The sequence below is a fragment of the Rothia sp. HMSC069D01 genome (assembly GCF_001810135.1).
GTDB lineage: Bacteria > Actinomycetota > Actinomycetes > Actinomycetales > Micrococcaceae > Rothia.
Genome location: NZ_KV800108.1, coordinates 709,671 through 724,376, shown reverse-complemented (window position 1 = coordinate 724,376; position 14,706 = coordinate 709,671). Strand labels below are relative to the sequence as shown.

The following is a 14,706-nucleotide window of genomic DNA, read 5'->3' as shown; positions in this document are numbered from 1 at the left end:
CCGTGACTGCAAAGCTGTACCCCGTAACGACTGAAACTGAGACCCGCGAGGCCATTGAAGCTGCCCGCGAGGCGCTGAAGGCGCACGACACGATTGTGATGCCCACCGATACCGTCTACGGTATTGCCGCCGATGCTTTCTCGCATCAGGGCGTTGCCAAGCTGCTGGCAGATAAGGGCCGCGACCGCACCATGCCGCCGCCCGTGCTGATCTTTGATCTTGCTGCGCTCGCTGGCGTGGTCGACGACGTTCCGGACGATATTTACGATCTGGGTGGTCGCTTCTGGCCTGGCGCGCTGACTATGATTCTTCACGCGTACCCGTCGCTGAGCTGGGATTTGGGCGAGACTCGCGGCACTGTTGCCGTGCGTGTTCCCGATGACGAGTTCGCCCTAAAGCTGCTGACTGAGCACGGTCCGCTGGCGGTTTCTAGCGCGAACAAGACCGGTCAGGAAGCCGCACTGGACGCACAGACCGCCATGGATTCGCTGGGTGAGGATGTTGCCGTGGTTATTGACGGTGGCGTTCGTCCTAAGCCGCTTGAGTCTGAGCCGAATGAGGACGGCGTGGTTGTGGTGACTGAGCGTGACCCGGCACCGTCGACGATTCTGGATTGCACTTCCTTCCCCTACGTGGTGGTTCGTGAGGGTGCGATTTCGGTGGAGGAGCTGCGTGAGGTCGTTCCGACCATTCTGACTCGTGCGGAGGCTGACGAGCAGGCAGCTCGTAAGGTTGAGGAAGCTGAGACTGCTTCTTCTGCGCCGTCTGAGTCGACTCCTTCTGAGCGTGCTCTGGATGAGCAGGCTGACCTGGATGAGGCGTACGAGCAGTGGGACAGCACCCACACTGTGAGCGGTGAGCCTGCTCGTCGCGCTTCGGCACCGGTTGCCGGTTCTGTCGCTGCGTCTCTGCTGGGCGCTACTTCGGCTCTGTCTTCTGCTTTCAGCACTGGCGTGGATCAGGAGCGTTCGCGCGGCTACCGTGACAACACTCCGAAGCCGGTTCGTGCGGATGAGCCGCAGACCCACCCGGTTCCTGCTGATACTGCTCGCGCGCTGGTCTTTGGCGAGTCGAAGATTGAGACTGCCGCTCAGAGTGCACCCGCTCAGAGCGAGGCTAAGCCGGCAGAAGCTAAGGCTGAAGACGCTAAGACTGAGGCTACCAAGACTGAAGCTGAGGCAAAGACCGAGCAGAAGGATGCCCCGGAGGACCACCTCTAAACCTCTGCGGGTTATAGCGCTCGGGTATAAATCTCGGAGCATAAAAACGTATAGGGAACCCCCGATATATCGTTCAGATATATCGGGGGTTCCCTTTCGTTATGAGTCCTCTAGGTTATGCGCCCCTAGGCTGCATACATCAGGCTGCCTGCCTCAGGTCGTGCACCTTTAGGAGAGCACGCGCGCTACCTAGTTCTTCTCGAAGCGGCGGTCCTTCTTCTTACCCAGCGCGGTGTGGGCGTTGCGCAGTACTTCACGCACGCGCGGGGTGGGCAGAAGGTTGTTGTCACGTGCCCAGGAGTCGTCGATGCCCTGGCCGAACCACATGACCTCGACCTTACGTACGGATCCTGCGAACTTGTCGTTCATTAGTTCGGAGACGGTGTAGCCCGCCTTGACGGCCGCGCGGCAGAGCCACTCGGGCAGGCGGTGCGGGTGGCGGCGACCAGCATCCACGGATGCGGAGGCGACGGTTGCGCCTTCCCAGGGCTGCAGCACGATGGTGGGTAGCTCGCCGGGGAAGGTGCCGAGCATGACCACGAATTCTGCGAGGGCGTGCACGCTGGAAACCGGGGACTTGCCGGTGCCTGCACCCGCAACGGATGCGAAGGGGGAGGAGGCCATCTTGGCGAAGAGTTCGGTGGTGCGTCGGCCGCGGCCCTGCACGCTGGTTGCGCGAAGGATGCACAGTTCGGGTGCGCAGTCGGGGTGCTCTTCGAGGAAGTAGTCCTGCAGGTCGAGCAGCGCTTCTTCGCCGAGTGCCTTGGAGAAGGAGTAGGCGCTGAACGGGTTGGTCTCTTCGGAAGCATCTAGCACGAGGCGCGGGCCCTGTACTGCTGCGGAGGAGAGGTGGATGACGCGGCGCACGCCGGTGCGCTGCGCGGCGATGGCGATTACGGCGGGAAGCAGGGCGTTTGCGCCGACGAGCGGGGGCAGATCTTGCATATTGGGTGCTGCGAGGCCCGCCGCGTTGACGACGACCTGCGCGCCGGCGAAGGCTTCTGCGAGGGAGTCGATGATGCCTTCAAGCTGGTCTGCTTCGTCGATGATGCTGTCTACGTCGAGGGCGCGGGTTGCGAGTCGAGGTGCCTCGATGGGGTCGACGCTGATACCTTCTGCGTTCAGACGCGCGACGATGGAGGAACCAACGAAGCCGCTGGCGCCAATGACTTTCCACTTGGATTCGGACATCTCTTTTACCTCTCACGAGCCCGCGTACGTTGCGGGGAAAAATGGGGTCATTTCAACTTTCCCATATTTGAACAGTTTATGGGGAATTTGTGGGGTTTTATTCGGTCTCTGGTCGTTTTTTCGCACGGGGTGCACAGCGCAAACACAGGCTGTGAAGCTGGTAGCTTGATGGATACCCAAAACTGGGTGTGCCGGTACGTCCGCTATGCGGATAAATCAACTGAATTCGGTTGTTTATTTGTCATAAAGTGCGCCTTTTGGGGTGATGGTTCACTCTCTAGTGGAGACCGCAGGTAGAATATTTTCTTTGAGTGATATATCCACACGGTTGAATGCCGCGGGCGCGAGAAACACCAGAAGCGCCCAGTACGGTATGGGTATATCGCGTACCGGCTGATTCAGGCGCATCGCGCCGCGGAGGGAGAACTTATGGCAGAAAAGTACAGCGACGTGACCGTTTTTGTCCAGCCTTCTTCCGATCAGTCTTCTTCTCACGATTCTTTGAACGAGTATCCCCGCACGGTCGCCGTGGTGGTGACTTATAACCGTGAGGACCTGCTGCCGAAGACCCTCGCTGGTATCGCTTCTGGTGAGCGTGTGCCTGCGGCGGTGGTGATCGTTGATAACGCCTCCACGGACGGTACTGCCGAGTATTTGCGCGCCCTGGACTATGAGCTGCCGGTGGATTGCATCCGCCTGGAGAAGAACATGGGTGGTGCTGGCGGCTTTGCGGTGGGCATTGACCGTGCCCTGGAACGCCACAACCCGGACCTGGTGTGGGTTATGGATGATGACACCGAGCCAACCGAGAATACCCTGTCGGAGGCGGTTGCCGCCTGGCTGAACTATTCGCCGGTGCCTTCGCAGCGCCCCGCGGTGGTGGCATCTCGTGTGGTGTGGACGAACGGCGAGGACCACCCGATGAACACTCCGCGCACGATGTTTGCGGCGGGTCAGCAGCGTCATGCTCGTGCGCAGGCTGTGGGTGCCCGCCCGATTCGTAGCGCCTCGTTCGTGTCGATTCTGATGGATGCGCAGGCTATTCGCCGTAACGGTGGTTTACCGATTGCTGAGTTCTTCATTTGGAATGATGACTTCGAGTTTTCGACTCGTCTGATTCATCACCGTGACGGCATTGCGGTGCCGTCTTCTGTGGCTAAGCACCACACGAAGACGTTTGGTACGACGAACGCTGACCCGGGCCCGCGTTTCTATAACGATGTGCGCAATAAGCTGTGGGTCTTTACTCGTTCGCGTACTCTGAACCCGCTGGAGAAGCTGCTGTACGGTGGCTCGTCGGCGCGCCTGTGGATTTCTACTGTTCTGCGTACTGATGACCGCCGCACCTACCTGGGGTATTTCCTCAATGGTGTGCGTGATGGTTTGCGTGCGCCTCGCCCGAATGCTCAGGTGCTTGAGGGTATTTACCCGTTGACTTTCCCGGGCCGCTACGGCGTGCCTGCATCCGCTGAGAGTCCCGCTGATTCTGAGAAGGCGCGCGGTTGCGTGAGCTCTGTACCCGATTTCTCGGTGCTGATGAGCGTGTACGCGAAGGAGAACCCCGCCTATCTGGATCAGGCGTTGGAGTCGAATCTTCTGAACCAGACGGTGCGTCCTTCCGAGCTGGTTTTGGTGAAGGATGGTCCGCTGACCCCCGAGCTGGATGCCGTGGTGGATCGCTGGGTTCAGCGTGCCAAGAACCTGGATTGCCCGCCGATTCAGGTGGTGGATCTGGCTCAGAATGTTGGTTTGGCGGAGGCGCTGAACGCCGGTCTGCAGGCGTGCGCCTATGAGCTGGTGGCTCGTGCTGATTCTGATGATCTGTCTGAGCCGACTCGTTTTGCGCGTCTGATTCCTGCCCTGGTGCAGGGCGGCTACACGGTGCTGGGCTCTGCCATGCTTGAGGTGAATGAGAGCAATACTGCGGTGGAGTCGACCCGCGAGGCGATTGTTGGTTCCGAGCGTCTGCTGCGCGCGATGGATTCGCGCAACCCGATTTATCACCCGTCCGTGGCGTTCGTGAAGGGCGCCGTGCAGCAGCTGGGCGGTTACGAGTTCGTGCCCGGCGCTGAGGATTGGTGGCTGTGGATGCGTCTGCGCGATGCCGGCTATCGTCTGGGTAATATCCCCGAGGCTCTGGTGCGTTACCGCGTGGGTGCGGGCGCGTACACGAAGCGCGGGGGAGTGGACGCCTGGTTGCAGGATGTGGCGATTCAGCGTCGACTGTACACCGGTCACGGTATTTCTAAGCTTCAGTGGGCTCAGAATATGGCGGTGCGCAGTGTGTACCGTTTTGTTCCTGAGCAGGCGCGCCGTTTGGCGTTTCGTGCGTTGTCGTCTTTGACGGCTCGTGCTTCTTCTCGTTCTTCTGGTACCGCATCTGAAGGAGGCATGTAGTGGCTCAGTTGAAACCTCACGCTCATGTGGTGATGCAGAAGGCGGCCCAGCGCGGCACGATGGTGACGGAGGGTGACTCTGGCACGATGCTGGTGAACCGCCTGTATGAGCGTAAGCCGTGGTGGCTGATTGCGCAGGCGCTGATTGATTCGAGTGCCTGGGTTCTGTCGGTTTTGTTCGCGTACATGCTCCGCTATAGTGTGCTGCTCAGTAACGGTTCGGTGTTCGATATTATTCACCCGGCGTCGTTGACGATGACCGCTACGTTGGCTGTGGTTCTGCACCTGGTCATTGGTCTGGCGGGCGTGAAGATTTATAACGGCGTGTATTCGTACGGTTCGTTTGACGAGTCGTGGCGTGCCGGCGCGGCTGCTTTGAGCGCGGGTGCGGCGTTGACGGCTTTCTCCTTTGTGGATGAGCTGTTGGGTCTGCCGCATATTCCCCATAGCGTGCCTGCGATTGCGGCGGCGTTTAGCCTGATTATGATGGCGGGCGCTCGCATGGCGAAGCGCGTCTACACTGAGCGTGGTGCGGTGCGTGAGCTGACCGGTGAGCCGGTGATTGTGTACGGTGCCGGTTTTATTGGCGGCATGGTCATGGATTCGATGCTGCACGATGAGGATGCGAAGCTTCGCCCGGTTGCGGTCTTTGATGATGACCAGTTGAAGGCTGGTACGAAGTTCCACGGCATTTCGGTGATTACGACGTACCGTGAGCTGGAGCAGGTGATTCGTGAGTCGGGTACCCGTAAGATTCTGGTGACGATTTCGGATATGTCGGAGGATTACTTCGAGTCCTTCTGCAACCGCATGCGTAAGCTTAAGGTTGAGGTTCAGCGTATTAGTAGCGCGAATGCTCGACTGATGGGTGAGCGTCTGATTACCGCGAGCGATAACGACCTGATGCGCGTGATTCGTGGCGAGATTAACTACGATATTGACCGCGATATTCTGCGTTCGTACCTGCACGGTAAGCGCGTGCTGGTCACGGGTGCGGGCGGTTCGATTGGTTCGGAGCTGTGCCGTCAGATTAGCGAGTTTGGTCCTGAGACTCTCATGATGCTTGATCATGATGAGACTCTGCTGATGGAGACGAAGGTTTCGATTACTCACGAGTCGAGCCTGGATGATGACCGCATTATTCTGGCTGATATTCGTGAGGGCGATAATCTGCTGGAGATTTTCCGTGACCGTCGCCCCGAGGTGGTGTTCCACGCTGCGGCTTTGAAGCATGTGTCGGCGCTGGAGGCGTACCCGCAGGAGGCGTGGAAGACGAACTCCCTGGGCACTTTGAACGTGCTGCGTGCCTCGGAGGCGGTGGGCGTGAAGACCTTCGTGAACGTTTCGACCGATAAGGCGGCGGATCCGAAGACTGCGCTGGGTCAGTCCAAGCGCGTGGCGGAGCGTCTGACTGCGTACTTTGGTGAGAAGACCGGCAACACCTACGTGTCGGTTCGTTTCGGTAATGTGTTTGGTTCGCGCGGTTCGATTAAGCCGCTCTTTACGAAGCAGATTCTTTCGGGTGGTCCGATTACTCTGACGGATAAGCGTGCGACCCGTTACTTCATGCTGATTACCGATGCCTGCCTGCTGGTGATGCTTGCCGGTGCGATTGGTCGCCCGGGCGAGGTCATGGTGCTGGATATGGGTCAGCCGGTCAAGATCCTGGATGTTGCGAAGGCGATGCGCCAGGCGTATGAGCGGTATGACGTGGAGATCAAGGAGATTGGTCTTCGCAAGGGTGAGAAGCTGGATGAGGCTCTCTTCGGCGGTACCGAGAAGCTGGTACCTAGTGAGGAGAACCGGTATATTTCCCGGTCGAGTGCCCCGGCACTTGACCCTGATGAGCTCGATTACGAGCTGTGGATTCAGAACTATCGGGAGCACAGCGGCTATGAGCGTCATGGCCTGGAGCGTGCCCCTGATCCGCGTACTTTGGCGGATGCGCAGACGTTCTAATCTTTACGGAAATGACACCGGATGCTGCACTTGCGTGGCAGGTGCGGTATCCGGTGTTTTCTCTTTCTCGGGTGTAGAACATTTCAGGACGCAGAATATGCAGAGCGTATGGAGAGATTCTGTACCGTTTAGTCCCGGGCTACTGAAGAGTTCTATAGAATACGAAGTAAACACACACACTACGCACACATCGTCCCTCAGCCGCGATTCTGGAGTTTGCGTCCAGGGGAGCGGCGCCAATGCTTTGGAGCTGGTATGACCTCCTTTTCTGAGCTGTTGAGTATTTTTGCTCTTGCTTTTGTTTTGGGTGCCCTTTTGCCGTTTGCGGTGCGCCCGATTTTGCACCGCTACGACATGGTGGATGTTCCTAATGAGCGTTCTTCGCATACTGCTCCGACGTACCGCGGTATGGGGTTGGCGACTGCAGCCGCGACTCTTGTGGCGTTTGTGGTGGCTACCCTGTTCGGCTGGACGTACCGTTCTGCTGAGTCTTTGCAGCTGGCGGTGACGATTGCCGCAGCGATTCTGTGTGCTCTTGCCCTGGGCTGGCTTGAGGATATCCGCGGCGTGAGCATTGTGCGTCGTGCGGGCCTGCAGCTGGTCATTGGTCTTCTGGTAAGCGTGAGCTTTGCGACGGTACAGGGCACGAATATTCTGCTGCTGATCCTTGGCGCGATTTTTATTGCCGGCTACATTAACGTGGCGAATTTTATGGACGGTATTAACGGCATTTCTGGTGCTCACGGTCTGGTGGCTGGTTTGGCGTATGCGCTGACCGGTTGGATGGTGAACCTGCCGTGGCTGGCTTTGGCTGGTGTGGCTGTTGCCGGTGCTTTTGCGGCGTTCCTGCCGTGGAATGTGCGCCCGGGTAAGAACGTGTTTTTGGGCGATGCGGGTTCTTATGTTTTGGGCGCGGCGCTGGGCACGTTGGCTGTGGGTGCGTGGTTTGCGGATGTTCCGTTCCTGCTGGCTTTCGCTCCGCTGATGACTTATCTGGCGGACGCGGGTACGACTCTGTTCCGTCGTTTTATGGCGGGGGAGCAGTGGTATAAGCCTCACCGCACGCACACCTATCAGCGTCTGACGGACGTTGGTTTCAGCCACCTTGGCTCGACCGCCGTGGTGACCGGTACGACCATTCTGGTGTGGGTGCTGTTGGCGTTTGCCTCTGATTTGTTTGCTTCGGGTGCCGTGCTGGCGGCTGTTGGCGTGGTGCTGGTGGCTCTTGCCGTGCTCGCCGTGTACCTGCGCATGCCGCAGCTCTTTGGCGGCGAGGCACCTACCTCCACGATTGACCTGTCGAAGCGCTTTGCTTCTGCACCTAAGGAGAAGAAGACTATTTCGGAGCCTGCTACCGGCTCTTTGACCTCGGCAACTGGCGTTCCAGCGACTCCCGAGAACGTGGAGCCGACCTCGTTGCATCCGGAGCCGATCATGCCGGATTCCGTGAAGGATCGTGCGGGTCGTCCTTCTTCTGCTTCCTCTTCTTCGCCGCAGCCTAATTCGACTCAGTCTAATCAGAATCGTGGGGAGAAACACTAATGGCTTCTGAGCAGCCTAAATCTCAGGCCCCCGCAGAGCCTCTCTGGAGGCGCGTGGTGGACGTTCTGTGGTATCCGCCGGCGGAGCGCAAGAAGCAGCAGAAACGCCGCCGAGAGCGTGCTCAAGCAGGTTTAAAGGCCTCTTCTTTCGAGAGTCAAGAGCTTTCCTGGAAATTTTTGTTCTACAGGGTATCGGCTTACTCTCTGCTGGCTTGGTTGGGCGGTATGATGAGTGCGTACCTGTTTGCGGGCCCCGTGGGCGCGCTAGGAATAACATTGGGCTTTCTGATAATCTATATATGCTTCACTCTGGGCGTATTAGTTATGTTGGTTGCTCCCATTTTCGACTGGGGTGTACCCAAATCGCTGGTGGTGAGCTACCTCGTGAAGATTGCCCTACTCGGTCTGGTATTGATGTTTGTGCCATTCCCCCAGAATCTGAGGCACGGTTGGACTCTCGCAGGCGCATGTACCGGCGTGATTCTGTGGATTGTTATTGAAACAGTCAGCATCGCACGACTGAGAATTCTATACTTCGACACCGATCTGGAAGACCATGGTCGGTAACGCGATTGGTGTTTGAAAGGAAATACGTTTGGCCGAAGAGAAGAAGTGGTGGGACGGAGATAAAAAGCTCCGCACTACCGGAGAATTGGTGTCTGACGGAGGGCTCTCCGGTGCAGTCATGTCGATTCTCTATCTGATCATCGGTATAGCAGTGTGGGGCGGCATCGGTTACCTCGGTGACCTGGTCTTCTCCACCACCTGGCTGGTGTGGGTTGGTGTCTTGATTGGCGCTATCGGAGGTTTGACCCTCGTCTTTACCCATATGACCAGGCAGAATAAAGACCGCTAGGTCATTGAACGCGGACCGCTAGGTCACACATTCATCCATGTAGTTAGCATGTCAGTCGTTTATAGGCAGACATGGGCTCTTGAAGCCACTAGTAGCAAGAAAGGACTTGCTTTGATCGAGAACGGGTTGATCCTCGCGGAAGCCTATGTGCCGCCGACCCCCGAAGACATGCATCTGCCACCCTTCTTCACCATTGGTGATTTCGCTTTCGGTAAGCAGAACGTACTGATTCTGCTGTCCGTGGTGATTATCGCGGTCTTCTTCCTCACCGCAGCACGTAAGCGCGCCATGGTTCCCGGCAAGACTCAGTTCATCGCTGAGTCCGGCTACATGTTTGCTCGTAACTCCCTCGGTAAGGAAACCCTGGGCGTACAGCACTACAAGCCGTTCGTGCCGATTCTGTTCGCCTCCTTCTTCTTCGTTCTGGTGAACAACCTCTACGGTTCGATTCCGTTTGTTCAGTTGCCCACCTTCTCGCACCCCGGTAGCGCCTACGCACTGGCTGGCGTAGCGTACCTGACCTGGGTTGGCGTTGGTATCAAGCGCAAGGGCCTGGGCGGCTTCTTCAAGGACATCACCATGCCCTCGGGTCTGCCGGTGTGGATTTACCCCATCCTGATCCCGATCGAGTTCTTCTCGAACCTGCTGATTCGTCCCGCAACTCACGCGCTACGTCTCTTCGCGACCATGTTCGGTGGTCACCTGGCGCTGATGGTTGCATCCAGCATGGTGACCTACATGGTTGAGACTCTGGGTGGTATCGGCTACCTGGCTGCTATTGCTCCCGGTGCTCTGGGCCTGTTCCTGTACTTCCTGGAATTCATGATTCAGTGCATCCAGGCTTATGTGTTCGCTCTGCTGCTGGCTGTGTACCTGCAGGGCTCGGTTTCCGAGGGACACTAAACTCTCTAGTTTTTTAGGTTTTCGCGTTCGTCATTGGGCGTGAATAAAGCAACCCACACGTTCACTGTGCGGGCTATTAACTCAAATCAAACTCTGTTCGGTCCGGGTATGTTCCCGGTCGAACACTGTTGAAAGGAAAAATAATGGTTGGTTCCATCACTGCGGTTGGCTACGGTCTGGCAGCTATTGGCGGCGGCATCGGCGTGGGTCTGATCTTCGCGGCATACATGACCAGCGTTGCTCGTCAGCCCGAGTCCCAGAAGACCCTGCAGCCCATGCTGTTCCTGGGCTTCGCACTGGTCGAGGCGCTGGCAATTCTGGGCCTGGTTCTCGTCTTCATCAAGTAACCGGCTCTGCCACATCCTAAACGACCCATCCCATAGAACAGGATTCCCTCCATGATTTATCTGGCAAGCGAAGGGGGAGCGGAGGCAACTTCGAACCCCCTGATTCCCGACGTCGGGGAAATTGTCATTACCCTCATCGGATTCCTGATCCTCTACTACATCGTTGCTAAGTACGTTGTCCCGGCGTTCGAGAAGATCTACCAGGACCGTAAGGAAGCAATCGAAGGTGGCCTTGCCAAGGCCGAGAAGGCACAGGCAGAGGCTGCAGCGGCTCGCGATGAGTACACCCAGCAGCTCGAAAGCGCTCGACTGGAGGCTCAGAAGATTCGTGAAGAGGCACGCGCAGAGGGCGAGGCAATCATTGCCGATGCTCGCGAGCGTGCAACCGCTGAGGCTCAGCGCATTAGCGATAATGCAGCAAAGGCTATCGAGGCAGAGCGTGCGGCAGCAGCAGTGTCCCTCCGTTCCGAGGTTGGCACTCTTGCTACGACCCTTGCCGGCAAGATTGTGGGCGAAGCCCTCAACGATGATGAGCGATCGGCCCGTGTGGTAGATCGTTTTCTTGCTGACCTTGAAACCGAGAAGCAGAACGCAGGTGCGGCTCGGTAATGGCAGGAGTATCTACTGAATCACTGAGCAAGGTGGAAGAGGTGCTGGAAGCTCACGCTTCCCTGCAGCCCCTGAACCTGGCGAGCGAGCTTTTCGCTGTGGTTGATGTTCTCGACCACAACGGCACCCTGCGCCGTGCTGTCACCGATTCTTCGCGTGATGCAGCAGCACGTCAGGGTATCGCTAACACCGTCTTCGGCGGCAAGATCTCTTCTCAGGCTATGGCTGTGCTCACCAGTGCGGTGGCTCAGCGCTGGTCCGATGATGCTGATCTGGCGAATGCCCTGGAGCGTGCAGCAGTGCTCGCCGTGACCGCATCGGCTCAGTCTCGCGGTGGCGTGGACGCCCTGGACGAGGTACTCAACGAACTACTCACCTTTGTGCGTACCGTTGATTCCAACGCTCAGGCGCAGGAAGCGCTGTCCGACCATCAGGCAAGCAAAGAAGCAAAGAAGAAGCTCGCCGTGGCGCTCGGTGGCCCCGCCACCACCGCCGAAGGTGTGCTTCTGCTCGAACGAGTTGGCTCCAACCCCCGCGGCCGTCACGCTGCACGGGTAGCCGATGAGTTCGCAGAAATCATCGTCACGCGACAGAACCGTTACATTGCGCGAGTAACTAGCGCGATTGCGCTGTCGCAGGCACAGCTTGAACGTCTCGGTCGCGCGCTCAACGCCGTGTACGGCCGTGAGCTGAAGCTCGACGTTTCGGTGGACCCCGCCGTTCTGGGCGGTCTGCGTGTTCAGGTGGGCGACGAGGTGATCGACGGTACCGTCGAGACCCGCATGTCCGACCTGGCTCGTTCCATCGGCTAGCGGCTCAAGCTAGCGACGCTGAACCGTTCGTCGCAACGGTGATTTAGAAGATACCTCGGGTAGCGGGTGCGTGGCAGATGCCTCCTTCGCAGAAGCGGCGGCATTGCCCGCCCGTTCAACCCGAATTGCAAGTTTCGGTTGGTTCCGTTGACGGAACGCAACCACAATGAGAGAGCAGGGACACAAGATGGCCGAACTGACCATCAATGCCGAAGATGTCCGTAATGCGCTGAACGAGTTTGCAGCGTCTTACGAACCCGGCAATGCAGAACGTGTTGAGGTGGGTCGAGTTGTATCGGCCTCCGACGGTATCGCTCGTGTCGAGGGCCTTCCCTCGGTTATGGCGAATGAGCTGCTTCGTTTCGAAGACGGCACCCTCGGCCTCGCACAGAACCTGGATACCCGCAATATTGGTGTGATCGTCCTGGGTGACTTCACCGGTATTGAAGAGGGCCAGGTCGTACACCGCACCGGTGAGGTCCTCTCGGTGCCCGTTGGCGACGCGTACCTCGGTCGCGTTGTTGACCCCCTGGGTAACCCGATCGATGACCTGGGCCCCATTGAGGCTGAAGGTCGCCGCGCACTGGAGCTGCAGGCTCCCGGCGTGACCCAGCGTAAGTCGGTTCACGAGCCGCTGCAGACCGGTCTGAAGGCAATCGACTCGATGATTCCGATTGGTCGCGGTCAGCGTCAGCTGATCATTGGTGACCGCCAGACCGGTAAGACCGCTATTGCGATCGACACCATTCTGAACCAGAAGGACAACTGGGCTTCGGGTGACCCCAACAAGCAGGTTCGATGCATCTACGTGGCTGTTGGCCAGAAGGCATCCACCATTGCAGCTGTCCGCCACACCCTTGAGACTCGCGGCGCGCTGGAGTACACCACCATCGTGGCATCTCCCGCATCCGACGCAGCAGGCTTCAAGTACCTGGCACCCTACACCGGTTCGGCTATCGGCCAGCACTGGATGTACGGTGGCAAGCACGTCCTCATCATCTTCGACGACCTGTCGAAGCAGGCAGAAGCATACCGCGCTGTGTCCCTGCTGCTGCGCCGCCCGCCGGGACGTGAAGCATACCCCGGTGACGTCTTCTACCTGCACTCCCGCCTGCTGGAGCGTTGCGCTAAGCTCTCTGACGACCTGGGCGCAGGCTCGATGACCGGCTTCCCGATCATTGAGACCAAGGCAAACGACGTTTCCGCCTTCATTCCGACCAACGTCATCTCCATTACTGACGGCCAGATCTTCCTGCAGTCCGACCTGTTCAACGCTAACCAGCGTCCGGCAGTCGACGTCGGTATCTCCGTCTCCCGTGTTGGTGGTGCCGCACAGACCAAGGCTATGAAGAAGGTCTCCGGTACCCTGAAGCTGGAGCTGGCACAGTACCGTGCAATGGAAGCGTTCGCAATGTTCGCATCCGACCTGGACGACGCTACCAAGGCACAGCTGACCCGCGGTTCTCGCCTGACCGAGCTGCTGCGTCAGCCGCAGTACACCCCGTACGCAGTTGAAGAGCAGGTTGTCTCCATTTGGGCTGGTACCTCCGGTCACCTCGACGACATTGAGGTTTCCGACGTGCTGCGCTTCGAGGAAGGCTTCATCGAGTACCTGCGTCACAAGACCTCGGTACTGACCGATATCGCTTCCTCCGGCAAGCTTGAGGATGACACCGTTGCAGCTCTGAAGTCCGCAGTTACTGACTTCAAGCAGGGTTTCAAGTCTGAGGGCAGCAGCCACCTCGTCGACGCAGGTCACGAGGAGCACAAGGCAGCTCGCGATAGCGACATCACTCAGGAAACCATCGGTTAGCGATTAGTCCTCGCCTTCTCCCCGCCTCAGCTATGAGGCTGGGGCGGGGCAGAAAGCAAGGAGAAAGGAAGCTCTATGGGAGCCCAGATTAGGGTTTACCGACAGAAGATTGCTTCGACGTCGTCTATGAAGAAGATCTTCAAGGCGATGGAGATGATCGCGACCTCCCGCATTAACAAGGCTCGTAACGCTGCTCAGGCAGCCGGCCCTTACGCGAACGCTCTGACCCGCGTGGTGACTGCGGTTGCAACTCAGCACGGTATTAAGCACCCGCTGATTCACAAGCCGCACGAGCTCGGAACCTACGAACACCGTCGCTCCGCAATCCTGGTTGTTACCAGTGACCGCGGTCTGGCAGGTTCGTACTCCTCCGCTATCCTGCGTCGTACCGAATCTCTGATTGAGAGGCTGCGCTCTAACGGCCAGGAGGTACAGCTGTACCTGGTTGGCCGTAAGGCAAAGGCTTACTTCGAGTTCCGTGAGCGCCCCTACGCCCGTGCGTGGGAGGGGCACACCGATGCACCTCGTGTTGAAACTGCCGTCGAAATTCGTGACGCGCTGCTCGAAGCCTACGACCTGCCCTTCGAAGAGGGCGGCGTGGACGAACTGCACATCGTATACACCGAGTTCAAGTCGATGGTTGTTCAGGAACCCAAGATCCTGCGCCTGCTGCCCATCCACGTGGGTGACGCAAAGGCTATGGGCGAGGAAATCGTTCCCGACCAGGAACTGACCAAGGCTGAGTACGAGCAGGCGGCATCCTTCGAGTTCGAGCCCTCCGCCGAGGAAGTGCTCAACGCGCTGTTGCCGCGCTACATTGCATCGCGTATCTTCTCCTGCCTCCTGCAGGCAGCAGCAAGTGAGCTGGCATCCCGCCAGCGCGCGATGAAGACCGCAGGTGACAACGCTGAGACGCTGATTACCAAGTACACCCGTTTGATGAACAACGCACGTCAGGCGGAAATTACTCAGGAGCTCTCCGAAATCGTGGGCGGCGCAGACGCCCTCGGCTCCTAGTACTTGTACGCCAACGAAGCCATCAACTGTCCAAACTTTCTA

13 protein-coding genes are annotated in these 14,706 nt (G+C 58.3%); 12 read left to right on the top strand and 1 reads right to left on the bottom strand.

Translation table 11 applies throughout. The annotated features are described in order from the left end of the window. Positions 1–2 precede the first annotated feature (2 nt). Positions 3–1,220, top strand: coding sequence for an L-threonylcarbamoyladenylate synthase (locus HMPREF2710_RS07340; RefSeq protein WP_070600375.1), 1,218 nt, complete (start codon positions 3–5; stop codon positions 1,218–1,220). A 189-nt stretch (positions 1,221–1,409) separates the two neighbouring features. On the opposite strand, the gene HMPREF2710_RS07335 is transcribed toward HMPREF2710_RS07340, so the two are convergent. Further along, positions 1,410–2,411 (bottom strand): NAD-dependent epimerase/dehydratase family protein, encoded by a 1,002-nt coding sequence (locus tag HMPREF2710_RS07335; protein WP_012903767.1) that lies wholly within the window; start codon positions 2,409–2,411, stop codon positions 1,410–1,412. Between the two features lie 429 nt (positions 2,412–2,840). On the opposite strand from HMPREF2710_RS07335, the gene HMPREF2710_RS07330 reads away from it, so the two are divergent. From HMPREF2710_RS07330 to HMPREF2710_RS07280, 11 genes are all read left to right on the top strand, one after another. Continuing rightward, complete coding sequence (locus HMPREF2710_RS07330; RefSeq protein WP_070600373.1) at positions 2,841–4,808, top strand: glycosyltransferase family 2 protein; 1,968 nt, start codon at positions 2,841–2,843, stop codon at positions 4,806–4,808. Then, on the top strand, positions 4,808–6,766 hold the full coding sequence (locus HMPREF2710_RS07325) for a polysaccharide biosynthesis protein (protein WP_070600370.1): 1,959 nt from the start codon (positions 4,808–4,810) through the stop codon (positions 6,764–6,766). The genes HMPREF2710_RS07330 and HMPREF2710_RS07325 overlap by 1 nt, the downstream gene beginning before the upstream one ends. 255 nt (positions 6,767–7,021) lie before the next feature. Continuing rightward, entirely contained in the window at positions 7,022–8,308 is a 1,287-nt protein-coding gene (locus tag HMPREF2710_RS07320) for an MraY family glycosyltransferase (protein WP_070600368.1), read from the top strand. Next, a complete protein-coding gene (locus HMPREF2710_RS07315; RefSeq protein WP_070506656.1) occupies positions 8,308–8,874 on the top strand; it encodes a hypothetical protein in 567 nt (188 codons plus the stop codon). Before HMPREF2710_RS07320 ends, HMPREF2710_RS07315 begins: the two co-directional genes overlap by 1 nt. Before the next feature lie 28 nt (positions 8,875–8,902). Continuing rightward, entirely contained in the window at positions 8,903–9,163 is a 261-nt protein-coding gene (locus tag HMPREF2710_RS07310) for a hypothetical protein (protein WP_012903763.1), read from the top strand. Positions 9,164–9,274: 111 nt separating this feature from the next. Next, positions 9,275–10,066: a F0F1 ATP synthase subunit A gene (atpB, locus tag HMPREF2710_RS07305; RefSeq protein WP_049347485.1), complete on the top strand. Its 792-nt coding sequence runs from the start codon at positions 9,275–9,277 to the stop codon at positions 10,064–10,066. A gap of 143 nt (positions 10,067–10,209) precedes the next feature. Next, entirely contained in the window at positions 10,210–10,413 is a 204-nt protein-coding gene (gene atpE, locus HMPREF2710_RS07300; protein WP_005506461.1) for an ATP synthase F0 subunit C, read from the top strand. A 51-nt stretch (positions 10,414–10,464) separates the two neighbouring features. Next, positions 10,465–11,022 (top strand): F0F1 ATP synthase subunit B, encoded by a 558-nt coding sequence (locus tag HMPREF2710_RS07295; RefSeq protein ID WP_049326923.1) that lies wholly within the window; start codon positions 10,465–10,467, stop codon positions 11,020–11,022. Beyond that, positions 11,022–11,834 carry a F0F1 ATP synthase subunit delta gene (locus HMPREF2710_RS07290; protein ID WP_049340656.1) on the top strand — a complete coding sequence of 271 codons (813 nt, stop codon included), beginning with the start codon at positions 11,022–11,024 and terminating at the stop codon, positions 11,832–11,834. Before HMPREF2710_RS07295 ends, HMPREF2710_RS07290 begins: the two co-directional genes overlap by 1 nt. A 187-nt stretch (positions 11,835–12,021) precedes the next feature. Then, positions 12,022–13,647, top strand: coding sequence for a F0F1 ATP synthase subunit alpha (gene atpA, locus HMPREF2710_RS07285; RefSeq protein ID WP_049340655.1), 1,626 nt, complete (start codon positions 12,022–12,024; stop codon positions 13,645–13,647). 75 nt (positions 13,648–13,722) lie between these two features. After that, positions 13,723–14,664 carry a F0F1 ATP synthase subunit gamma gene (locus HMPREF2710_RS07280; protein ID WP_049363885.1) on the top strand — a complete coding sequence of 314 codons (942 nt, stop codon included), beginning with the start codon at positions 13,723–13,725 and terminating at the stop codon, positions 14,662–14,664. Positions 14,665–14,706: the final 42 nt, after the last annotated feature.

What these genes read in the sequence shown, in the direction of transcription:
- HMPREF2710_RS07335 (WP_012903767.1), bottom strand. Translation starts at nt 2,411, where the DNA reads ATGTCCGAATCCAAGTGGAAAGTCATTGGCGCCAGCGGCTTCGTTGGT.
- HMPREF2710_RS07330 (WP_070600373.1), top strand. Translation starts at nt 2,841, where the DNA reads ATGGCAGAAAAGTACAGCGACGTGACCGTTTTTGTCCAGCCTTCTTCC.
- HMPREF2710_RS07320 (WP_070600368.1), top strand. Translation starts at nt 7,022, where the DNA reads ATGACCTCCTTTTCTGAGCTGTTGAGTATTTTTGCTCTTGCTTTTGTT.
- HMPREF2710_RS07315 (WP_070506656.1), top strand. Translation starts at nt 8,308, where the DNA reads ATGGCTTCTGAGCAGCCTAAATCTCAGGCCCCCGCAGAGCCTCTCTGG.
- atpE (WP_005506461.1), top strand. Translation starts at nt 10,210, where the DNA reads ATGGTTGGTTCCATCACTGCGGTTGGCTACGGTCTGGCAGCTATTGGC.
- HMPREF2710_RS07295 (WP_049326923.1), top strand. Translation starts at nt 10,465, where the DNA reads ATGATTTATCTGGCAAGCGAAGGGGGAGCGGAGGCAACTTCGAACCCC.
- HMPREF2710_RS07290 (WP_049340656.1), top strand. Translation starts at nt 11,022, where the DNA reads ATGGCAGGAGTATCTACTGAATCACTGAGCAAGGTGGAAGAGGTGCTG.
- atpA (WP_049340655.1), top strand. Translation starts at nt 12,022, where the DNA reads ATGGCCGAACTGACCATCAATGCCGAAGATGTCCGTAATGCGCTGAAC.
- HMPREF2710_RS07280 (WP_049363885.1), top strand. Translation starts at nt 13,723, where the DNA reads ATGGGAGCCCAGATTAGGGTTTACCGACAGAAGATTGCTTCGACGTCG.